A 19,506-nucleotide genomic window follows, 5' to 3' on the forward strand; every position below is an offset into this window, starting at 1 on the left:
AGCCGCCCGCGCCGCGCCGTCTACGCTGGGCGCCGGGGGCCGCACCCCCTGCGCCGTGTCGTACCGAAGGAGAACCACCGTGCTCGTGCTGCTGCCGCCCTCTGAGGGAAAGGCCGCCGGGGGCTCCGGCGCACCGCTGGACCCGGGGGCGCTGTCGTTGCCGGGCCTGGCCGGGGCGCGGGCGGCCGTGCTCGAAGAGCTGGTCGAGCTGTGCGCGGGCGACGAGACGAAGGCGCGCGAGGTGCTCGGCCTGAGCGAGGGCCTGCGGGGCGAGGTCGCCAAGAACGCGGAGCTGCGGTCGGCGGTCGCGCGGCCCGCCGGGGAGATCTACACGGGGGTGCTGTACGACGCCCTCGGCCTGGCCGGTCTGCCCGACGGGGCGCAGGCGCTGGCCGAGCGGTCGCTGCTGGTGTTCTCCGGGCTGTGGGGCGCGGTGCGGATGACGGACCGGATCCCCTCCTACCGCTGCTCGATGGGCGTCAAGCTGCCGGGGCTGGGAGCGCTGGGGGCGTACTGGCGGGCGCCGATGGCGGAGGTCATGCCCGAGGCGGCGGGGGACGGACTCGTCCTGGACCTGCGCTCCTCCGCGTACGCGGCCGCCTGGAAGCCGAAGGGGGAGGTCGCCGGGCGCACCGCGACCGTGCGGGTGCTGCACTCCCAGCTGGTCGACGGGGTGGAGAAGCGGTCGGTGGTGAGCCACTTCAACAAGGCGACGAAGGGCCGGCTGGTCCGGGACCTGCTGCTGGCGGGCGCGGTCCCGGGCAGCCCCGCGGAGCTGGTGGAGGCGCTGCGGGCGCTGGGGTACGTGGTGGAGGCGCAGGAACCGGCCAAGCCCGCGAAGGCCTGGGCGCTGGACGTCGTGGTGACCCGGATCCACTGAGCCGGATCCACGACGTGCCTACCACAGGCGGTCGGTCGGCCCCGGATACAGCGGGACCCGCGCGCCGGTGAACACCGCGCGGGCGGCCGCGGGGTCCGGGGTGAAGAAGGCCGCCAGGACCGACTTGTCGAAGCCGGGCCGGTCGCTGGGCAGCGGATCGGCCGGGGTGCCGCCCAGCAGCACCGTGCCCGGGAGGCGTTCGAAGCCAGCCGCCTCGTAGAACGGGGTCAGCTCCCGGTCACAGCTGAACAGGGCCAGGTCCACGCCCGGGTCGGCGGCCAGCACCTGGCGGGCCGCCGTCACCAGGCGGCTCCCGAGGCCCCGCCCGCGCAGGTCCGGCCGGGTCACCACCGCGCTGAGCCCGGCCGCGCGGTAGCTGCCGCCGCCGAGCCGGATCTCCTTGTGCAGCAGCGTCAGGCAGGCGGCCACCGCCCCGGCCGCGCCCCCCTCCCGCAGCAGGACGGTGCGCGGGGCCAGCGCCGGGTCGTGCCCGGCCCCCGCACCCGGCCACGCCGCCGCCTCCAGCGCCCCGACCTGCGCGGCGAGGCCGGCCGGGAGCGCTGCGTACACGCCGATCCCGCGGCTCGGGCCCGTCACGCGATGGCCACCGCCGCGCCGCCCACCCGGACCCGGGCGTCGCCCGGCCGCAGTTCCACCGTCAGGACGCCCGGGCGGCCCATGTCCTCGCCCTGGCGCAGCGTCAGCGTCGCGCCGTCCGGGACCAGCCCGAGTTCGCGCGCGTACGCCCCGAACGCGGCGGCCGCCGCCCCGGTGGCCGGGTCCTCGACGACGCCGCCGACCGGGAACGGGTCCCGTACGTGGAACAGCTCCGGCCCCTCCCGGTGCACCAGCTGGACCGTGGTGAGGCCCAGGCGGCGCATCAGCGCCTCCAGCCGGGCGAAGTCGTAGTCCAGGGCGGCGAGGCGGGCGCGGGTGGCGGCGCCGAGCACGAGGTGACGGGCCCCGGCGTAGGCGATGCGCGGCGGGAAGGCCGGGTCGAGGTCGCCGGCCGGCCAGTCCAGCGCGGCCAGCGCCTCCGCGAGGTCCTCGGGCGACACGGCCTCGGTGTGCGGTTCGACGCTGGTCAGCACGGCCCGCAGGCCACCGTCGGCCTCGGTCACCGAGACCGGTACCGTGCCCGCCGGGGTCGCGAAGACGAGTTCGCCGGGTCCGATCCGCTCGCCCAGCGCCACGGCGGTCGCGACGGTGGCGTGCCCGCAGAAGGAGACCTCCGCCTTCGGGCTGAAGAACCGCAGGGTGAAGCCCCGTCCGGGCGCGGCGCCCAGGTCCTGCGGCGGGTCCGTCACGAAGGCGGTCTCGCTGTAGCCCAGCTCCGCCGCGATCGCGAGCATCCGCGCGTCGTCCAGTGCGCTCGCGTCGAGCACGACGCCGGCGGGGTTGCCGCCCGCGGGGTCGGTGGTGAAGGCGGTGTAGCGCAGTACCGCCGGCTGTCCCGTCGTATCAGTCATGATCAGCTCAACTCCGGGGACGGCGGCGGGCATTCCCCGCCCCGCCCGCGGCCCCGCCCTCAGCCCCGCCCGATGTACGGCATGGCCGTCGCCATCACCGTCGCGAACTGCACGTTCGCCTCCAGCGGCAGCTCCGCCATGTGCACCACCGTGCGCGCCACGTCGGCCGCGTCCATCACCGGCTCGACGGCCAGCTGCCCGTTGGCCTGGAGGATGCCGCTCTGCATCCGCTCGGTCATCTCGGTCGCCGCGTTGCCGATGTCGATCTGCCCGCACGCGATCCGGTACGGGCGCCCGTCCAGCGAAAGCGCCTTCGTCAGGCCCGTCATCGCGTGCTTGGTCGCGGTGTAGGCGATCGAGTGCGGGCGCGGCACGTGCGCCGAGACGGAGCCGTTGTTGATGATCCGGCCGCCCTGCGGGTCCTGCTCCTTCATGAGCCGGAACGCGGCCTGCGCGCAGAGGAAGGAGCCGGTCAGGTTGACGTCCACGACCGCCCGCCAGGCTTCGTACGTGATGTCCTCCAGCGGAACCCCGCCCGGGCCGAAGGTACCGGCGTTGTTGAAGAGCAGGTCGAGCCGCCCGTACCGGGCGCGGACGGTCTCGAAGAGGGCGTTCACCTCGTCCGGATCGCTCACGTCGGCCGGTACGCACAGCACGTCCGCGCCGGATCCGGCCGCCTCGGCGGTGTCCGCCAGCGGCTGCGGGCGGCGTCCGGCCACGGCCACCGACCAGCCCGCGCCCGCCAGGGCGAGGGCGACGGAGCGGCCGATGCCGGAGCCGGCCCCGGTCACCACAGCGATCTTCTTCCCAGGTGCGTTCATGGGGCCGCAGAGTACGTCACACCGGACATTCGAACACGGACGTTCCGACAGCTGAGAGCATGGGCCGGTCAGGGTGCGAAAACAGACGACGAGAGTGGAGTTCCGCATGCCGGAGAGAGCCCCCGGGACGGCCCGTGACCGGAAGCCGTCGTCCATCGCCCAGAGCTCCTCTCCCACGGCGCGCCGCACCGGCCTGCTGGTCACCTTCATACTCGGCGGGCTGACCGCGCTGCCCCCGCTGTCCATGGACATGTACCTGCCGGCGCTGCCGCAGGTCACCTCCGCCCTGCACAGTCCGGCCGCCACGGTGCAGCTGACCCTCACCTCCTGCCTCGCCGGCATGGCGCTGGGCCAGCTCGTCATCGGCCCGATGAGCGACAAGTGGGGCCGCCGGCGGCCGCTGCTGACCGGCATGATCGTCTACGTGCTGGCCACCGCCGTCTGCGCGCTCGCCCCCACCACCGAACTGCTCGTGGGTTTCCGGCTGGCCCAGGGCCTGGCCGGCGCGGCGGCGATCGTCATCGCCCGCGCCGTCGTGCGCGACCTCTACGACGGGGTCGAGATGGCCCGGTTCTTCTCCACCCTGATGCTCATCTCCGGCGCCGCCCCGATCATCGCCCCGCTCATCGGGGGCCAGGTGCTGCGCTTCGCCGACTGGCGCGGGGTCTTCGTCGTCCTCACCGCGGTCGGCACGGCCCTGACCCTGGTGGTGTGGCGCAGGCTCGGCGAGACGCTGCCGCCCGAGCGGCGCCACACCGGGGGCGTGGGCGCCGCCCTGCGGACGATGCGCGGGCTGCTCGGCGACCGGGTCTTCGCCGGGTACACCCTGGCCGGCGGCTTCGCGTTCGCGGTGCTGTTCTCGTACATCTCCGCGTCGCCGTTCGTGGTGCAGGAGATCTACGGGGCTTCGCCGCAGCAGTTCAGCCTGCTGTTCGGCCTGAACTCGGTCGGCCTGATAACGGTCGGCCAGATCAACGGCAAGCTGCTGGTGGGCCGGGTCAGCCTGGACAAGGTCCTGGCCTGCGGGCTCGCGGTCGTCATCGTGGACTCGGTCGCGCTGCTGCTGATGGCGGGCGGCGCGTTCGGGAAGGCCGGGCTGCTGCCGATGGCGGTCGGGCTGTTCGTGCTGATGTCGGCGATGGGCGTGCTGATGCCGAACACCAACGCGCAGGCGCTGATGCGTACGCCGCACGCCGCCGGATCGGCGTCGGCGCTGCTGGGCACCTCCTCGTTCCTGGTCGGTGCGGTCGCCTCGCCGCTGGTCGGGATCGCGGGGGAGGGGACGGCGGTGCCGATGGCAGTGGTCCAGCTCGTCTGCTCGCTGCTGGCGGCGGCCTGCTTCCTGGGGCTGTGCCGTCCGTGGCAGAGCCGGGAGCCGCTGGCGGCGGCCGGGGCGTAGCGGCAGCCGGGGAGGGTGCGCCGGGGCGCGGGCCGCGCCGGGCGCCGTAAACTTCCCAGGTGAACGCCTCCGCCGCCCTTCCCGCTCCCGGTCCCACCACCGCCGAGACCCTGCGCTCCGCGCTCGGCGGGCTGCTCGACGGGCTCCCGCCGAAGCAGGCCTCGGCCGCCGTCGAGCGGCTGATCGCCAACTACCGGGGCACGATCCCCACCGACGCGCCCGTGCTGCGCGACCGCTCGGACGTGGCGGCGTACGCGGCGTACCGGATGCCGGCCACCTTCGAAGCCGTACGCTCCGCCCTCGGCGCCCTGGCGGAGGCCGCGCCGCAGTGGACGCCGGGCTCCCACGTCGACGTGGGCGGCGGCACCGGCGCGGCGACCTGGGCGGCGGACGCCACCTGGGACGGCCCGCGCAGTACGACGGTGCTGGACTGGGCGGAGCCGGCGCTGGCCCTGGGCCGGGAACTGGCGTCCCGCTCCTCCTCGCCCGTACTGCGCGCGGCGCAGTGGCGCCGGGCGGTCGTCGGCGCCGGGATCGCGCTCCCCGAGGCCGACCTGGTGACCGTGTCGTACGTGCTCGGCGAACTCACCGCGGAGGCCCGCCGGGCGGTCGTCGCCGAGGCGGCCCGGGCCGGCCGGGCGGTGGTGCTGATCGAGCCGGGCACCCCCGAGGGCTACCTGCGCATCCGCGAGGCCCGCGAGCAGTTGATCGCGGCCGGGCTGACGGTGGCCGCGCCCTGCCCGCACGACGGCGCCTGCCCGATCGAGACCGGCCAGGACTGGTGCCACTTCTCGGCGCGGGTCAGCCGTTCCTCGCTGCACCGGCAGGTCAAGGGCGGCTCCCTGCCCTACGAGGACGAGAAGTTCAGCTACGTGGCCGCGACGCGGTTCCCCGTCGGGCCGGCCGCCTCCCGGATCACGCGCAAGCCGCAGATCCGCAAGGGACTGGTGCTGCTGGACCTGTGCGGTCCGCCGGAGGACGGCCTGACCCGGGTCACCGTGACCAAGCGCCACGGTGACCTCTACAAGGCCGCGCGGGACGCCGACTGGGGCCGGGAGTGGCCGCCCTCCGCCTGAGCGCGGGTGCCGTCAGGGCCGCAGCTCCTGGGTGCAGCACTTGACGCTGCCGCCGCCCTTGAGCAGCTCGCCCAGGTCCATCGGGATCGGCTCGAAGCCCCGGTCGCGCAGGGGTGCGAGCAGGCCGGCCGCGGCCTGGGGCAGCAGCACGTGCAGCCCGTCGCAGACCGAGTTGAGGCCGAAGGCCGCCGCGTCCTCGGCGTCCACGACCAGCGCGTCGGGGAACAGCCGCCGCAGCACGGCCTGGCTGCCGGGCGAGAAGGCCGGCGGGTGGTACATGATCTCGTCGCCGTCGAGGACGCACAGGGCGGTGTCCAGGTGGTAGAAGCGCGGGTCCACCAGGTCGAGGCCGATGACGGGGCGGCCGAAGAACTCCTGGGCCTCGTCGTGCGAGAGCGGGCTGGAGCGGTAGCCCCGGCCCGCCAGGATGTAGGTGGCGGTGACGGCGAAGTCGCCCTCGCCCTCGTTGATGTGCGACGGCTCGTGGATGTCCCGGAAGCCGTGGGCGCGGAACCACTCCAGGTGGATCTCCGCCTCGGCGGTGCGTTCCGGGTAGGCGAACCGGGCCCCGAGCACGCGGCCGTCGATGACCAGGGCGCCGTTCGCCGCGTAGACCATGTCGGGCAGTCCGGGATCGGGGACGAGGGTCTCGACGGTGTGGCCGAGGGAGCGGTAGCGGTCCCTCAGGTCTTCCCACTGGGCTTGGGCGAGGGGCAGGTCCACCGGTTTCGCGGGGTCCATCCACGGGTTGATGGAGTACGTGACCTTGAAGTGTGCGGGTGGGCACATCAGGTAGCGCCGGGGTGTGGCGTCTCTGCGCAAAGAAGGCTCCTCACGACTGACTCGCGGTGCGTGTGCTGTGCGTGTGCAGAGAATCGTCTCTCCTCAAGGGGGACCGCGCAGTGAACTGATTGGGTGGTTTATCGGAATGACCGGAACCGGAAGACGGTCCGTCTCGCGTTGATACGTTGAGGGCATGAGCAGGACTCCCCACGCCGCCACCGCCCCGACCAAGGCGCCCGCGGCCAAGACGCCCGATCCGGCCCGCCGCAGCGACCGGTCCCGGCGGGCCATCCTGGACGCCGCGCTCGCCCTCGTCGGGGAGGTCGGCTACAACAGGCTGACCATCGAGGCGATCGCCGCCCGCGCCGGGGTCGGCAAGCAGACCATCTACCGCTGGTGGCCGTCGAAGGCGGCCGTGCTGCTCGACGCCTCCCTGGCACTGGCCGGGGACGTACCGGAGGGGGAGGGCCGGCCGGGACTCCCGGACACCGGTGACCTGGCCGCCGACCTGAAACGGGTGCTGCGGGCCACGGTGGACGAGTTCAACGACCCGGCCCACGACGCCCCCCTGCGCGCACTGACCGCCGCCGGGGCGAACGACCCGGTGCTGGGGGCGCGCTTCACCGAACGGCTGCTGGCCCCCCAGCTCGCCCTGTACGAGGCCAGGTTGCGCAGCGCGCGGGAGGCGGGGCAGCTGGCGGACGGAGCGGATCTGCGGCTGATGACGGAGCTGCTGCTCGGCCCCCTGACGTACCGCTGGCTGCTGCGGACGGCTCCCCTGACGCACGCGTTCACGGACGCGCTGGTGGACGCGGTGCTGGGAGCCGCTGTGGGTACCGGGGGCCGGGCCGCCGGGTCCGCGTGACCGAGAACATATGGCCGAAATCGTCCGTTATGCGCGGGCCGGTGCCGGGGGCGCGGTCACCCGGCGCCCCGGAGGGTGGGACCATGGGAAGGTCCGCCGGGGGCAACGGTGAGGTGAGGGGATAGATGGGGTCCGAGTCCGGCCGCGTCAAACGCGGCGAGCAGAGCAGGATTTCCCAGTGGCTGCGCCGCCGCTCGAAACCGGCTCCCGAAGACCCGGGCGGGGAACGAGAGGCCCTGCTGCTGGCCGTCGCCGCCGCCGGCCTCCCGATAGCCCCCGCCGCCCACCCCGCCGGCTACCGCTGTTCCTGCGACCGCATCGGCTGTCCGACGCCCGCGCGGCACCCGGTCTCCTTCGCCTGGCAGACCCAGGCGACCACCGACCGCGCACAGGTCGAGCGCTGGGCGCGCAACGAGCCCCGGGCCAACTTCATCACCGCCACCGGCATGGTCCACGACGTCCTGGACGTACCGCTGGACGCCGGCCGCGACGCCCTCACCCGCCTGCTGGCCTCCGGCGTGGACGTCGGCCCGGTGGCCGAGTCCGGCGGTACGGGCGACCAGGCCCGCATGCTGTTCTTCACGGCGACCCGGGGGACGCCGGAAGACGAGGACGAGTGGTGGCCCTGCGCGCTGGACTGCCACCCCGAGACGATGGACGAACACCCGGGCCTGCGCTGGCACTGCCGCGGCAGCTACGTCCTCGTCCCGCCGGCCGCCCTCCCGGGCGAGCAGGCCGTCGTGTGGCTGCGCGGCGTGGAGCACCCGCTGCCGGACCCGCTGACGCTGCTCGAAACCCTGACCGACGCCTGCGCCCTGTACGCGGGGGCCTCCGATCAGACCCCCGCCGCCGTGGCCTGGCCGCTGGGCCGCTGACCGAACGACGAAGGGCCGGACGACAGAGGTCGTCCGGCCCTTCGCCGTTCGCGGATGTCCTCCCGGCGCGCGTGGCCGTCAGGCCTGCGCGTCGGCGGGAGCGCCCGCCGGCCGCCGGTCCGCGGGCTTGCCCCGGCCCTTGGCGCCCAGCGGCGCCAGGAACAGGCTCAGCACCACGAGCAGGTACAGCACCCACACCACGAGCTGGAGCACGGTCGGGTCCGGCTGGAAGTTGAGCGTCCCCTTCAGCAGGGTCCCGTACCAGCTGTCCGGCGGCACCGTCTCGCTGATGTCGAACGCCTTCGACCGGATGCCGGGCAGGAACGCGGCCTCCTGGAGGTCGTGGATCCCGTACGCCAGCACCCCCGCCGCGACCACGACCAGCATGCCGCCGGTCCAGGTGAAGAACTTGGCGAGGTTGATGCTCAGGGCGCCCCGGTAGAACAGCCAGCCCAGCAGCACCGAGGAGCCGATGCCCAGCAGTACGCCGGTCAGCGGGCCGGCGCCGTCACCGGCCGCCTTCACCGAGCGCCACACGAACAGGGACGTCTCCAGGCCCTCGCGGCCCACGGCGAGGAACGCCGTCGTGACCAGCGCGCCGGTGCCCATGGCGAGCGCCGCGTCCAGCTTCCCGTGGAGTTCGGCCTTCAGGTGCCGCGCGGTGCGCTTCATCCAGAAGACCATCCAGGTCACCAGGCCCACCGCGATGACCGACAAGGACCCGCCGATCGCCTCCTGCGCCTCGAACGTCAGCTGTTCGGTGCCGAATTCCAGGGCGGCGCCGAAGCCGAGGCTGAGGGCGGCCGCCAGGCCGACGCCCAGCCACAGCGGCCCGAGCTTGTCCTTGTGGCCGGTCTTCACCAGGTAGGCGATGAGGATGCAGACGACGAGGCTGGCCTCCAGCCCCTCGCGCAGACCGATCAGATAATTGCTGAACACGTGGTTCCTCCTACGCGGCTACGGGTCTACGCGAACAGCGTCCGGCCCCACCAGTCGTCCTTGTCGCGGACGCCCGGCGGGACGGCGAAGACGGCCGAACCCACGTGCTGGATGTATTCGTTGAGCGCGTCGTTCTTCGAGAGGTTGCGCTGGACCGGGATGAAGCCCTTGCGGACGTCGCGCTGGTAGGCGAGGAAGAACAGGCCCGCTTCGAGGCGGCCCAGCCCGTCCGTGCCGTCCGTGAAGGAGTAGCCGCGGCGCAGGATCCGCGCACCGTTGTTGCTGTCCGGGTGGGCGAGGCGGACGTGCGCTTCCGGCTTCATGGCCTTGAGGAAGGGCTCGTCGCGCTCCTTGGACTTGCCGACGGGGGCGCCCTCGCCCTTGTCGCGCCCGAAGACGTCCTCCTGCTCCTGGAGGGAGGTGCGGTCCCAGGTCTCGATGTGCATCCGGATGCGGCGGGCGACCAGGTACGAGCCCCCGGCCATCCACGGGCTGCCGTCGGACGCGGCCGCCCAGACGTGCTCGTCCAGCGCCGCCCGGTCGGTGCCCGAGATGTTCCGGGTGCCGTCCTTGAAACCCATCATGTTGCGCGGGGTCTGCGCGTCCGGGGTGGTGGACGAGGTCTTGCCGAAGCCGAGCTGCGACCAGCGGACGGCCGTCTTGCCGAAGCCGATGCGGGCCAGCTGGCGGATGGCGTGCACCGCGACCTGCGGGTCGTCCGCGCAGGCCTGGACGCACAGGTCGCCGCCGGAGCGGGCCGGGTCCAGGTTGTCGCCGGGGAACTGCTCCAGGTCCACCAGGGCCTCGGGGCGCTTGTCCTCCAGCCCGAAGCGGTCCTTGGCGAACAGGGCCGGGCCGAAACCGATCGTCAGGGTGAGCCGGGAGGCCTTGAGGCCCAGCGCCTCGCCCGTGTCGTCCGGCGGGGCCTCCGGGAGGCCGCCGTAGCCGCCCTCGCCGACGGGGTGCCCGGCCGTCATCAGCCGGGCCGCCTCGGTCCACTCCTTGAGGAGCTTGACCAGCTCCGCGCGGTCCTTGGTCTTCACGTCGAAGGCCGCAAAGTGCAGGCGGTCCTGGACGGCGCTCGCGATCCCGGCCTGGTGCTCCCCGTGGAACGGCACGGCCGCCCCGGCCGAAGCCGCCGGCACCACGTCCGAGGTGCCGCCGAACGCCGCGACCGCGCCGCCGGCCGCGGCGGCGCCGAGCGCCAGCCCGGCCCCGCCCCAGCCGAGCACGGCCCGCCGCGAGGGCGCGCCGGCCCCCTCCGGGGTGTCGTCGTGCTCTTCCACCGCCACCGACTCCGAGTCAGTCATCCCGGTCCTCCCGCCTGCTCCGCTGTTCCCGACCGTTACTTCGCGACCGCTGCGGCCAGCTTGGAGAGCGGCTCGGCCAGCGCGTTCACGGCGTCCGAGAGCTCCTTGCGCTCCGCGTCGCCGACCTTGTCGTAGGAGGTGAAGTCGTAGCCGTTCTTGTCCGTACGGTGCTTGTCGAGCAGCGTCTCCAGCGCCGCGAACTGGGCGTCGAGCGCCTTGGCGAGCTCCGCGTCGTTCTTCGCGGCGACCGGCTTGAGCAGCTCGTACGCCTTCTGCGCGCCTTCGACGTTGCCCTTGAAGTCGACCAGGTCGGTGTGGCTGTAGCGCTCTTCCTCACCCGTCACCTTGCCGGTGGCGACCTCGTCGAGGAGCTCCTTGGCGCCGTTGGCCATCGAGGTGGGGGTGATCTCCGCCGTGCCGATCCTCTTCTGCCAGTCGGTCACGTCGGCCATCAGCGTGTCGGCGAGCTTCTTGTCGTTGTCGTCGATCTTGTTCTCGGCCCACAGGGACTTCTCCAGGCGGTGCCAGCCGGTCCAGTCCTTCGCCGGGTCCTGGCCCGCCTCCAGGCCGTCCTCGCGGACGTCGACCTTCGGGTCGATGTCGCCGAAGGACTCCGCGACCGGCTCGGTGCGCTCCCAGCCGAGGCGGGAGACGGCGTAGGCCTTCTTCGCGGCCTCCACGTCACCGGACTTCACCGCGTCCACGAAGGCCTTGGTGGCGGGCAGGGACTCGTCGGCCTGCGTCTGCACGTACTTGCGGTACTCGGCGACCGCCGCGTCCAGCTCGGGGCTGCGCTTGGCCGCGGCGCCGCCGGTGGCCTTGACCTTCTGGCGGATGCCGTCGCCCTTCATGCCGGGCTTGCAGTTGACCTCGTAGTCGCCCGCCTTGATCTCGGCGGTGATGGTGGCCTTGGTGCCGGGGCCGATGTTCTCGCGCTCGGCGACGATCCGGTCGTCGGGGAAGAGGACGTAGACCTCGGTGACCTTGGAGCCCTTGTTGTCGACCTCGATGGTCACCTTGCCGGAGGGGAACTCCTTCTTGGAGACGTCACAGGTGCTGTCTGAGGCGGCCACCTGGATCGTGCCCTCGGCCCCCGCCCCGCTCTTCTCGGCGCAGCCGGTTACGGCGGTGAGCGCGGCCGCGACGGCGGCCGCGGTGACGACGGTGAGGCGGGCGGGGCGCATGCGGGCTCCTGGCGGGTCTGGCGTTCGGCAGACGGCCGCCCCGTCGGACGGGAGCGGCCGGGTGAGGCGGACCTAACTTAACCGAGGCTTACCTGACCTCGGACCGCGCGTCCAGTGATTCGGCGCACACCGCTCCCGGGCGGACACGGAGCCGTCACGACGCCCCCATGGCCGGCCCACGGAAAGGTCAAGCCGAGGTAAAGGGTGGCGCCCGTGTTTGAATGCCGGGGTGAATGATCTCGACGTGCTCTCCGTCTTCTGTGCGGGAGACGGCCGTCACGGCAACCTGCTCGGCGTCGTGCGCGACGGCCGCACCTGCCCCGACGACGCCTCCCGGCAGGCCCTGGCTGCGGAGCTCGGATACAGCGAGACGGTCTTCGTGGACGACCCCGAACGCGGGATCGTGGACATCCGCACCCCCGGCACCCGGATGGCCTTCGCCGGCCACCCCTTGGTCGGGGTCGCCTGGCTGCTCGACATCGAGGAACTCCAGCCGCCGGCCGGCTCGGTGTGGGCCCGCGACGACGGGGAGTTCACCTGGATCACCGCGCGGCCCGAATGGGTCGAGGGCAAGCGCACCGAGCAGTACGCGAGCGCCGCCGAGGTGGAGGCGCTGCCCGCGCCGCCGCCCGGCGAGGGCTGGCTCTACGCCTGGGCCTGGGAGGACGAGGCCGCCGGACGGATCCGGGCCCGCGGCTTCCCGCGCCGTCCGGACGGGGCGGTCACCGAGGACGAGGCCACCGGCTCGGCGGCGATCCTGCTGACGGCCGAGCTGAACCGGGCCCTGAACATCACCCAGGGCGCGGGCTCGCAGATCCTCACCGCACCCGGCCCGGACGGCACCGTCGAGGTCGGCGGCCGCGTCCGCTTCGCCCCCCGCCGCCCCTGAAACCGCCGCCCCGCGGGCAGCGCTGCCCTTGCTGGGGGCGGGAGCAGCGCCGCCCTTGCTGGGGCGGGAGCAGCGCTGCCCGGCGTCGCCCGGTACGTCCGGTACGGAGGCCCTCCGCGGTGCGGTGCGGTGCACCGGCCGCGACCGCGGCGCGGCCCCGGCCGGTGCACCGCGACCACCCACGTACCGCCTGGCCAGGGCCTACGCGCTGAGGGGGAACTGCTCGCCCAGCTCGCGGAAGACGGCGCCGTTGTAGTCGAACGCCCGCTTGCACTCGTCGATGATGCGCTGCTTCTCCAGGTCGTCCGCGGCGATCGCGTCGAGCAGCTCCCGATAGCCCCGCTTGAAGGCCGCCGGGTTGGCGATCTCCGCGAAGACGTAGAAGCGCACCCCGTCGCCCTTGCGCGCGAAGCCCCAGGTCCGCTCCGCCTTGTCCCGGATGATCTGGCCGCCCGACAGGTCGCCCAGGTAGCGGGTGTAGTGGTGGGCGACGTACCCGCCGGGCCAGGTCGCCGCGCAGTCCGCGACCCGGGCCGCGTACGCCCGCGTCGCGGGCAGGGCGGAGAGGGACTCGCGCCAGCGCGGGCCGCGCAGGTGCGCCAGGTCCCGCTCCATCTGCGCGACCCGCATCAGCTCGGGCCGGATGAACGGCCCCGCCACCGGGTCGCCCTTGAGCGCCTCGGCCGCGTCCTCCAGCGCCCGGTACACGAACCACAGCTGCTCGGTGTAGCGGGCGTAGGCGGCCACCCCGAGCCGGCCGCCCAGCAGGTCGCTCATGAACGTCGAGGTCTCGGCCTCGGTGTGCTGCTCGTGCGAGGCGACACGGATGGCCGTGGAAAAGGCGTCCAAGGCGGACCTCCGGAGGGTTCGCTGGGAGAGGAGGCGGGCGCGACGGCCCCGCCGCCCCGCCCGGTCTCCCACCAGTCTTCCCGACGCCCTGTCGGCAAAAACCTAGGGCAGGGTCAGGATCTCCGCGCCCGAGTCGGTCACGACGAGGGTGTGCTCGAACTGCGCGGTGCGCTTGCGGTCCTTGGTGACGACCGTCCAGCCGTCGGCCCACATGTCGTACTCGTGCGTCCCCAGCGTCAGCATCGGCTCGATGGTGAAGGTCATGCCGGGCTCGATGACGGTGGTGGCGTGCGGGCTGTCGTAGTGCGGGACGATCAGGCCCGAGTGGAAGGAGGTGCTGATGCCGTGCCCGGTGAAGTCCCGGACCACGCCGTAGCCGAAGCGCTTCGCGTACGACTCGATGACCCGGCCGATCACGTTGATCTGCCGGCCCGGCCTGACCGCCTTGATGGCCCGGTTCAGGGACTCGCGGGTGCGCTCCACCAGCAGCCGCGACTCCTCGTCCACGTCGCCGCACAGGTAGGTGGCGTTGTTGTCGCCGTGCACCCCGCCGATGTACGCGGTCACGTCGAGGTTCACGATGTCGCCGTCCCGCAGGACGGTCGAGTCGGGGATCCCGTGGCAGATCACCTCGTTGACCGAGGCACAGAGGGACTTGGGGAAGCCGCGGTAACCGAGCGTCGAGGGATAGGCGCCGTGGTCGCACATGTACTCGTGCGCGACCCGGTCCAGCTCGTCGGTGGTCACCCCCGGCGCGATGTGCTTCGCGGCCTCTTCCATCGCGCGGGCGGCGATCCGGCCCGCGATGCGCATCGCCTCGACCGTCTCGGGCGTCTGCACCTCCGGTCCGGTGTATGGCGTGGGTGCGGGCTTGCCCACGTACTCGGGCCGGCGGATGTTGCCGGGAACGGAACGGGCGGGGGAGAGCTCGCCGGGTACGAGCAGCGACTGGCCAGACATGCAAGCGAGTGTATCCAGCGGTGATGGGGCAGCATGGCGGGCAGAGAGCGGCGAGAGCCGCGACGAGAGGAGCCGGCGGACGATGGCCTTGTTCAAGAAGCGCCAGACGGGCAAACCGGGCGAGTGGTACTACTGCCTGGTCCACAACAAGGTCGAGGAAGGCCCCGAGTGCCCGGCCAAGGACCGGTTCGGGCCGTATTCCAGCCCGGAGGAGGCGGCGCACGCCATGCAGACCGCCGAGGAGCGGAACCTGGAGTGGCAGAACGACCCCAAGTGGAACGACAAGAGCGGCGAGGCCGACGGGACCGGCGGACCGGACGGGAACGCGCCGACGCCGTAGCGGCGCCGGGGGCCCCGGCCGTGCGGCCCTACCAGCGGCTGGGCGGCGGCGCCGTCAGCTGATCGGCCAGCCGCGCCAGCCGGTCCCGCAGCCGGCGCGGACCGCCGCGGGGGGCCGGCAGGCTGTTCTCCCCGGCCGCCGCGCTCACCAGGTGCTGCACGGTGTCCAGGTCCAGCTCGGCGGTGGCTTCCGGTACCGACAGCGCCTCGTGGGCCAGCGTGCCCAGGTCGGGGTCCCCGCCGTCCAGGGACAGCACGGTCGCCCCCGCCCGGCGGGCGTCGTAGACCCGCTCCAGCAGCCCCGCGCCCGGCTGTTCAGGGGCCACCACCAGCAGGGTGTGCCCGCGCCGGGCCGCCGCAAGCCGGCTCAGCCCGACCGACAGGTGCGGCGGCTCACCCGGTCGCACCCGGTGGCGCACGAGGGTCGGCGCCAGCTCGGGCAGCCCGGACCACGCGGCCTCGTCCACCAGGTGCGCCGCCAGGTGCCAGGGCTCGTACCCCTCGGTGCCCACCAGCAGCAGGTTCCCGCCGGCGGGAACGACCGCGCCCCGCAGCGAACCGGCGAACCGACGGGCGGCCCCGGGCCACTGCGTACCGGCGAGCACCTCGCGCAACAACGCGACCCTCACGGCGTCCATGGCGGCATCCTGCCGCACCCGGCGGACGCGCGGCGGGCACTTCCCCGCGATACACCCCGACGGGTACGACGGGTACGACGGGGACGACGGGTATGACGATCGGTACTCGGCAGTACCTTTGCCCCCATGACTTCCTCAGACAGCACGCAGAAGCCGCCGGCCAAGGACCCCTGGGACCTCCCGGACGTCTCGGGCCTCGTCGTCGGCGTCCTCGGCGGCACCGGCGACCAGGGCCGCGGCCTGGCCTACCGCTTCGCCCGCGCCGGCCAGAAGGTGATCATCGGCTCCCGCGCCGCCGATCGCGCGCGGACCGCGGCCGGGGAACTGGGCCTGGGCGTGGAGGGTGCCGACAACGCCGAATGCGCGCGGCGCAGCGACATCGTGATCGTCGCGGTGCCGTGGGAGGGCCACGCGAAGACCCTCGAAGCGCTGCGCGAGGACCTCGCGGGCAAGCTCGTGGTGGACTGCGTCAACCCGCTCGGCTTCGACAAGCAGGGCGCGTACGCCCTCCAGGTCCCCGAGGGCAGCGCCGCCCAGCAGGCCGCGGCGCTGCTCCCCGGCTCCCGGGTCACGGCGGCCTTCCACCACCTCTCGGCGGTGCTGCTCCAGGACGAGTCGGTCGAGGAGATCGACACCGACGTGATGGTCCTCGGCGAAGCCCGCGCCGACACCGACCTGGTCCAGGCCCTCACGGCCCGCGTCCCCGGCATGCGCGGCGTCTTCGCGGGCCGCCTGCGCAACGCCCACCAGGTCGAGGCCCTGGTCGCCAACCTCATCTCCACGAACCGCCGCTACAAGGCCCACGCGGGCCTGCGCGTCACGGACGTCTGAGGAACCGCCCGGCGGACCGCCTGGGTCCGCCGGGCGGCACGGTGCGCCAGTCAGCCGCGCCGGTCCGTACGCCCTTCGAGCGCGCCGAGTCGGACGACGACCGCGTGGTAGAAGCGGTCCACGGCGTCATCGACGCTGCGGATGAAGCCGGAATCCGTGTTGCCCCGGGAGTTGCCCATTCCCTTGACGAGGGACAGCCGGAATCCGGTGGGCGGCGTTCCGCCCTTGGGCAGCAGATCGCCCGGTTCCGGGCGCAGCCGTTCCAACGTGCCGCGCGGCCCGTTCCCGCCCTCCAGCAGAGTTTCCACGTGTAGGTCCGCCGGGGCTTCGGCCAGCGTCCGCAGCAGTTTCTTCACCATGGCCAGGGGATACGAGCCCGCGGGCGGCGGGACTTCCACGGAGGTGCGGATCTTGGCCGTCCGGAGGTCGGCCGTGACCGCCACGACCCGGTTGGTCCCGTCGATCCGGAACTCCGCAGACAGCCGGCCGTCCACGCACAATCCCTCGGCCGCTGCGAGACGCCGCGCCGTGGCGTCGCTGCCGCGCCGGGTCCGCTGTACCGGCAGCGCCTTCTGCCCCAGCTCCCCGCCGAGGCGCAGGCACGTCTGGCGGATGAGCCGCTCCCAGCTCTCCACGACGTCCACGGCCCGGGTGTCGCCGACACACAGGGTCTCGTCCTCGATGCCGTTGCGCACCGCCACCCAGGAGGGCCCCATGTTCTGGAAGCCGTGACAGCCGGAGTTCTCGTGCTGGAGGTATTGCAGGAACTCCTGGACGAGCCAGGCGTGCGCCGCGTTGCCCACTCCCTCGTGACGGATGAGCATCTGGGCCTGGTGGGCTACCTCCGCCCAGGAGAGGTGCCAGAGCCCGACCTTGTGCTTGCGCCGTCCGTCCATCTTGACGTCGACCACGGCGGAGCCCTCCAGGGCCACGTCGTTGGAGAGGGTGATCACGGCCTCGTAGCCGCGGCGGGCGGCGATGTCCACGTACTGCTGCACCTGCTCGGGCTTGAGCCGGTTCCCGTTGGTCTTCGTCTCGACCAGGGCCGTCCACAGCTTCCCCGCACGTTCCACCCGGATCACACCGTCCGGCCGGCGCGGAGTGTCGCCGTGGGGGAGGGACACCTCGGTGAAGGTCTGCATGCGGCCCGCCGGGGCGCCGAACGCGGCGGTGAGGCGACGTCCCAGTTCGGGCACCTGGGCCATCACGGACAGCAGCACGGAGGTGGCGCGGACCTCCCGTTCGCGGTCGCTCCTGAGTGACGGAACGGGGAACAGGCGCGCCGGCTGCCAAGCGTCGTTCTCGGCGAGCGAACTCTGGGTCACCTGGGGGAGCGTGACCTTCTTCCTGGTGGTGCGCGGCGCCCGGGACCGCTGCGGGGGGACGGGCGTGCCGGCTTCCGCCAGGGGGCCTTCCGGACCCGCCGCGCCCCCCGGGGCCTGCGGTGCTTCCGCTTCCTTGCCTGCCGAGGGCACGCCGAGGGCCTTGGCTCCGGGAGCCTCCTCGGCATCCCGGGTGCCGCCGGTCTCCCGTGTGCCTTCGGCCTCCCCGGTGTCTTCGAGCACGACGATGCCGAAGTCGGTGGCGAGACCGGCCAGGCCGGTCTCGTATCCCTGACCCACGGCTCGGAACTTCCACTCTTCGCCGCGCCGGTACAGCTCCCCGAAGACGAACGCCGTTTCGACGCTCGCGTCGTCGATGGAGAACCCGACCAGGGTCTCGCCCGACCGGTCCGAGACCGTCATCCGCAGATCGTCGAGGTCCCCGAAGCGCGCGCCGCCGTACTGGCTGGCGGCCACGACGATCCGTGCCACGTCCTCGGGTACCGCGGTCAGGTCCAGGCTGATGCGGTCCTCGTCGCCGTTCTCGGTCGGCGTCTTCCCGAGTAGTTGCACGCTGCCGTCGGCCGCGGCGGGGTGGTTGTAGAAGTAGAAGTCGTGCTCGCTGCGGATCTTGCCGTTCGCGTCCAGCAGCAGAACGGAGACGTCCGCGTCCCCGGCTCCCGAAGCACTGGTCCAGCCCAGACTCACGACGACCGCCCCGGCGTCCTCGCTGAGAGCCGTCAGACTGACGTTCGCTCCCTTGGAGATCTCCTGCATGCCTTTCCCCCGTTCTCCGGATCCGCCCCTGTGGACGCAGCCACCGGCGAACCGTAACGGGGCGTCGGGCGAACGATCAGCTGAAGAGGAAAATGCGCAGGATGCACCCCGCCGCCCCGCCGCCCCGCCGCCCCGCCGTGACGGTGGCCGTCCGGCGGGCGGGCGGGGATGGGGGACACTGGAAGGGCTCGACCCCTTCTGTGCCGCCGAGGAGCTCTGCCGCATGCCCCGCCTTGCCGTGTTCGCCGTTGTCGTCTGCCTGCTGTCCGTGGCCGCGGCCGTGGTCGCCTTCGTGGAGGGCAGCTTCCTCGGGATCGTCTGGGTCCTGCTTGCCGGGCTCACCTCCAACATGGCCTGGTACTACCTGCGCAAGGCCAAGGCGGAGAAGCGGGTCTGACCTGCCCGCTGGCGCTTCCGGCGGGATTGCCTGATCTTGATGTGGCCGGCGCTAACGCGACGGGATCTGGCAGTAGCCGTCCGTCTCTTCCCAGAAGCGGTACAGGGCGTGTCCGCAGTACGTCTCCAGGTCGGACACGCCCAGCGCGCCGAGGACGTCGTCGACCCGGTCGAAGAAGAACCCGTTCACCTGGGGGATCCACAGCAGCGCGAACACGCCGATCAGGGCGAACGGCGCCAGCGGTGCGACCTCGCGGCGCACCCGCTGGGACAGCCAGGGCTCGATGACCCCGTAGCCGTCCAGGCCCGGCACCGGCAGGAAGTTCAAGATCGCCGCGGACACCTGGAGCAGCGCGAGGAACGCGAGCGCGAAGCGGAAGACGAACGGGACGCCGTCGAGCGCGTGCAGCCAGAACGGCGCCGTGCACACGACCGCGAACAGCACGTTCGTGAGCGGGCCCGCCGCCGAGACGAGGCTGTGCTTCCAGCGGCCGCGGATCCGGTCCCGCTCGATGTACACCGCGCCACCGGGCAGACCCAGACCGCCCAGGATCACGAAGAGCACCGGCAGCACGATGCTGAGCAGCGCGTGCGTGTACTTCAGCGGGTTCAGCGTCAGGTAGCCCTTGGCGCCCACCGTGATGTCCCCGCCGTGCAGGGCGGTACGGGCGTGCGCGTACTCGTGCAGGCACAGGGAGACCACCCACGCCGAGGTCACGAAGAGGAACACGGCGAGTCCGGCGCTCGTCGCGTAGCCGGTCCACACGGCCCAGCCCGTGATCGCCATGACGGCGACGATGCCCAGAAACACGGAACTGATCTGCCGCTCGGCGCGGCTCCCCTGGTGACTCATGCGGCGAAACCTATCCCGGCCCGGAAATCAGTCGGGGCCGGGGGCCCGGGC

Annotated in this window: 21 protein-coding genes; 9 read left to right on the top strand and 12 right to left on the bottom strand. The window is 73.0% G+C overall.

Going from position 1 to position 19,506, the window contains the following annotated elements:
• The first annotated feature begins 79 nt into the window (after positions 1–79).
• Complete coding sequence (yaaA, locus tag ACWGH1_RS22050) at positions 80–880, top strand: peroxide stress protein YaaA (RefSeq protein WP_453355458.1); 801 nt, start codon at positions 80–82, stop codon at positions 878–880.
• Between the two features lie 18 nt (positions 881–898).
• Here yaaA and ACWGH1_RS22055 read toward each other — a convergent pair whose 3' ends face one another.
• From ACWGH1_RS22055 to ACWGH1_RS22065, 3 genes are read right to left on the bottom strand one after another with little or no spacing between them, the layout of a single operon-like run.
• A complete protein-coding gene (locus tag ACWGH1_RS22055; protein ID WP_453355459.1) occupies positions 899–1,477 on the bottom strand; it encodes a GNAT family N-acetyltransferase in 579 nt (192 codons plus the stop codon).
• Positions 1,474–2,349, bottom strand: a complete 876-nt coding sequence (locus ACWGH1_RS22060; RefSeq protein ID WP_453355460.1) for a PhzF family phenazine biosynthesis protein — start codon at positions 2,347–2,349, stop codon at positions 1,474–1,476. The genes ACWGH1_RS22055 and ACWGH1_RS22060 overlap by 4 nt, the downstream gene beginning before the upstream one ends.
• A 59-nt stretch (positions 2,350–2,408) precedes the next feature.
• The gene (locus ACWGH1_RS22065) at positions 2,409–3,170 is read right to left on the bottom strand and encodes an SDR family oxidoreductase (RefSeq protein WP_453408934.1); all 762 of its coding nucleotides are present in this window, start codon (positions 3,168–3,170) and stop codon (positions 2,409–2,411) included.
• Positions 3,171–3,276: 106 nt separating this feature from the next.
• Between ACWGH1_RS22065 and ACWGH1_RS22070 the strand changes: the two genes are divergently transcribed.
• Together ACWGH1_RS22070 and ACWGH1_RS22075 are read left to right on the top strand one after the other, a co-directional pair.
• Positions 3,277–4,569, top strand: a complete 1,293-nt coding sequence (locus ACWGH1_RS22070) for a Bcr/CflA family multidrug efflux MFS transporter (RefSeq protein WP_453355937.1) — start codon at positions 3,277–3,279, stop codon at positions 4,567–4,569.
• A 59-nt stretch (positions 4,570–4,628) separates the two neighbouring features.
• On the top strand, positions 4,629–5,645 hold the full coding sequence (locus tag ACWGH1_RS22075) for a small ribosomal subunit Rsm22 family protein (RefSeq protein ID WP_453355938.1): 1,017 nt from the start codon (positions 4,629–4,631) through the stop codon (positions 5,643–5,645).
• A 12-nt stretch (positions 5,646–5,657) separates the two neighbouring features.
• Here the strand turns inward: ACWGH1_RS22075 and ddaH are convergent, their stop codons facing one another.
• A complete protein-coding gene (gene ddaH / locus ACWGH1_RS22080) occupies positions 5,658–6,521 on the bottom strand; it encodes a dimethylargininase (protein ID WP_453355941.1) in 864 nt (287 codons plus the stop codon).
• A 100-nt stretch (positions 6,522–6,621) separates the two neighbouring features.
• On the opposite strand from ddaH, the gene ACWGH1_RS22085 reads away from it, so the two are divergent.
• Both ACWGH1_RS22085 and ACWGH1_RS22090 read left to right on the top strand, forming a co-directional pair.
• Positions 6,622–7,293, top strand: coding sequence for a TetR/AcrR family transcriptional regulator (locus ACWGH1_RS22085; RefSeq protein ID WP_453355939.1), 672 nt, complete (start codon positions 6,622–6,624; stop codon positions 7,291–7,293).
• Between the two features lie 125 nt (positions 7,294–7,418).
• Positions 7,419–8,168, top strand: coding sequence for a bifunctional DNA primase/polymerase (locus ACWGH1_RS22090; RefSeq protein ID WP_453355940.1), 750 nt, complete (start codon positions 7,419–7,421; stop codon positions 8,166–8,168).
• Positions 8,169–8,246: 78 nt separating this feature from the next.
• Here the strand turns inward: ACWGH1_RS22090 and efeU are convergent, their stop codons facing one another.
• The 3 genes from efeU to efeO are packed head-to-tail and all read right to left on the bottom strand — an operon-like array spanning position 8,247 to position 11,601.
• Positions 8,247–9,107: an iron uptake transporter permease EfeU gene (gene efeU / locus ACWGH1_RS22095; protein ID WP_453356922.1), complete on the bottom strand. Its 861-nt coding sequence runs from the start codon at positions 9,105–9,107 to the stop codon at positions 8,247–8,249.
• Between the two features lie 26 nt (positions 9,108–9,133).
• Positions 9,134–10,417: an iron uptake transporter deferrochelatase/peroxidase subunit gene (efeB, locus tag ACWGH1_RS22100; RefSeq protein WP_453356923.1), complete on the bottom strand. Its 1,284-nt coding sequence runs from the start codon at positions 10,415–10,417 to the stop codon at positions 9,134–9,136.
• 35 nt (positions 10,418–10,452) lie between these two features.
• Entirely contained in the window at positions 10,453–11,601 is a 1,149-nt protein-coding gene (gene efeO / locus ACWGH1_RS22105; protein ID WP_453408935.1) for an iron uptake system protein EfeO, read from the bottom strand.
• Between the two features lie 229 nt (positions 11,602–11,830).
• On the opposite strand from efeO, the gene ACWGH1_RS22110 reads away from it, so the two are divergent.
• On the top strand, positions 11,831–12,490 hold the full coding sequence (locus tag ACWGH1_RS22110) for a PhzF family phenazine biosynthesis protein (protein WP_453357832.1): 660 nt from the start codon (positions 11,831–11,833) through the stop codon (positions 12,488–12,490).
• Between the two features lie 201 nt (positions 12,491–12,691).
• Here ACWGH1_RS22110 and ACWGH1_RS22115 read toward each other — a convergent pair whose 3' ends face one another.
• Positions 12,692–13,339, bottom strand: coding sequence for a biliverdin-producing heme oxygenase (locus ACWGH1_RS22115; protein ID WP_453356830.1), 648 nt, complete (start codon positions 13,337–13,339; stop codon positions 12,692–12,694).
• A gap of 102 nt (positions 13,340–13,441) precedes the next feature.
• Positions 13,442–14,299, bottom strand: coding sequence for a type I methionyl aminopeptidase (gene map, locus ACWGH1_RS22120; protein ID WP_453356829.1), 858 nt, complete (start codon positions 14,297–14,299; stop codon positions 13,442–13,444).
• Between the two features lie 82 nt (positions 14,300–14,381).
• On the opposite strand from map, the gene ACWGH1_RS22125 reads away from it, so the two are divergent.
• Entirely contained in the window at positions 14,382–14,639 is a 258-nt protein-coding gene (locus ACWGH1_RS22125) for a hypothetical protein (RefSeq protein WP_453356828.1), read from the top strand.
• 28 nt (positions 14,640–14,667) lie between these two features.
• Here the strand turns inward: ACWGH1_RS22125 and ACWGH1_RS22130 are convergent, their stop codons facing one another.
• Positions 14,668–15,276 (bottom strand): hypothetical protein, encoded by a 609-nt coding sequence (locus ACWGH1_RS22130; RefSeq protein ID WP_453356827.1) that lies wholly within the window; start codon positions 15,274–15,276, stop codon positions 14,668–14,670.
• A 126-nt stretch (positions 15,277–15,402) separates the two neighbouring features.
• Here ACWGH1_RS22130 and npdG point away from each other — a divergent pair, with 126 nt between their 5' ends.
• The gene (gene npdG, locus ACWGH1_RS22135) at positions 15,403–16,107 is read left to right on the top strand and encodes an NADPH-dependent F420 reductase (RefSeq protein WP_453356826.1); all 705 of its coding nucleotides are present in this window, start codon (positions 15,403–15,405) and stop codon (positions 16,105–16,107) included.
• 50 nt (positions 16,108–16,157) lie between these two features.
• Here the strand turns inward: npdG and ACWGH1_RS22140 are convergent, their stop codons facing one another.
• A complete protein-coding gene (locus ACWGH1_RS22140; RefSeq protein ID WP_453408936.1) occupies positions 16,158–18,206 on the bottom strand; it encodes a TerD family protein in 2,049 nt (682 codons plus the stop codon).
• 223 nt (positions 18,207–18,429) lie between these two features.
• On the opposite strand from ACWGH1_RS22140, the gene ACWGH1_RS22145 reads away from it, so the two are divergent.
• Entirely contained in the window at positions 18,430–18,603 is a 174-nt protein-coding gene (locus tag ACWGH1_RS22145) for a hypothetical protein (protein WP_453356761.1), read from the top strand.
• 51 nt (positions 18,604–18,654) lie between these two features.
• Here ACWGH1_RS22145 and ACWGH1_RS22150 read toward each other — a convergent pair whose 3' ends face one another.
• Positions 18,655–19,455 (bottom strand): site-2 protease family protein, encoded by an 801-nt coding sequence (locus tag ACWGH1_RS22150; protein ID WP_453356762.1) that lies wholly within the window; start codon positions 19,453–19,455, stop codon positions 18,655–18,657.
• Positions 19,456–19,506: the final 51 nt, after the last annotated feature.

It is taken from the genome of Streptomyces sp. NPDC054883 (genome assembly GCF_053610645.1).

Bases quoted from the DNA above. Each gene is read 5' to 3' on its own strand.
- ACWGH1_RS22150 (WP_453356762.1), bottom strand. From the start codon at position 19,455: ATGAGTCACCAGGGGAGCCGCGCCGAGCGGCAGATCAGTTCCGTGTTT.
- ACWGH1_RS22065 (WP_453408934.1), bottom strand. From the start codon at position 3,170: ATGAACGCACCTGGGAAGAAGATCGCTGTGGTGACCGGGGCCGGCTCC.
- ACWGH1_RS22085 (WP_453355939.1), top strand. From the start codon at position 6,622: ATGAGCAGGACTCCCCACGCCGCCACCGCCCCGACCAAGGCGCCCGCG.
- ACWGH1_RS22090 (WP_453355940.1), top strand. From the start codon at position 7,419: ATGGGGTCCGAGTCCGGCCGCGTCAAACGCGGCGAGCAGAGCAGGATT.
- npdG (WP_453356826.1), top strand. From the start codon at position 15,403: ATGACTTCCTCAGACAGCACGCAGAAGCCGCCGGCCAAGGACCCCTGG.
- map (WP_453356829.1), bottom strand. From the start codon at position 14,299: ATGTCTGGCCAGTCGCTGCTCGTACCCGGCGAGCTCTCCCCCGCCCGT.
- ACWGH1_RS22060 (WP_453355460.1), bottom strand. From the start codon at position 2,349: ATGACTGATACGACGGGACAGCCGGCGGTACTGCGCTACACCGCCTTC.
- ACWGH1_RS22125 (WP_453356828.1), top strand. From the start codon at position 14,382: ATGGCCTTGTTCAAGAAGCGCCAGACGGGCAAACCGGGCGAGTGGTAC.
- ACWGH1_RS22140 (WP_453408936.1), bottom strand. From the start codon at position 18,206: ATGCAGGAGATCTCCAAGGGAGCGAACGTCAGTCTGACGGCTCTCAGC.
- ACWGH1_RS22070 (WP_453355937.1), top strand. From the start codon at position 3,277: ATGCCGGAGAGAGCCCCCGGGACGGCCCGTGACCGGAAGCCGTCGTCC.
- ACWGH1_RS22130 (WP_453356827.1), bottom strand. From the start codon at position 15,276: ATGGACGCCGTGAGGGTCGCGTTGTTGCGCGAGGTGCTCGCCGGTACG.
- efeB (WP_453356923.1), bottom strand. From the start codon at position 10,417: ATGACTGACTCGGAGTCGGTGGCGGTGGAAGAGCACGACGACACCCCG.
- efeO (WP_453408935.1), bottom strand. From the start codon at position 11,601: ATGCGCCCCGCCCGCCTCACCGTCGTCACCGCGGCCGCCGTCGCGGCC.
- ACWGH1_RS22145 (WP_453356761.1), top strand. From the start codon at position 18,430: ATGCCCCGCCTTGCCGTGTTCGCCGTTGTCGTCTGCCTGCTGTCCGTG.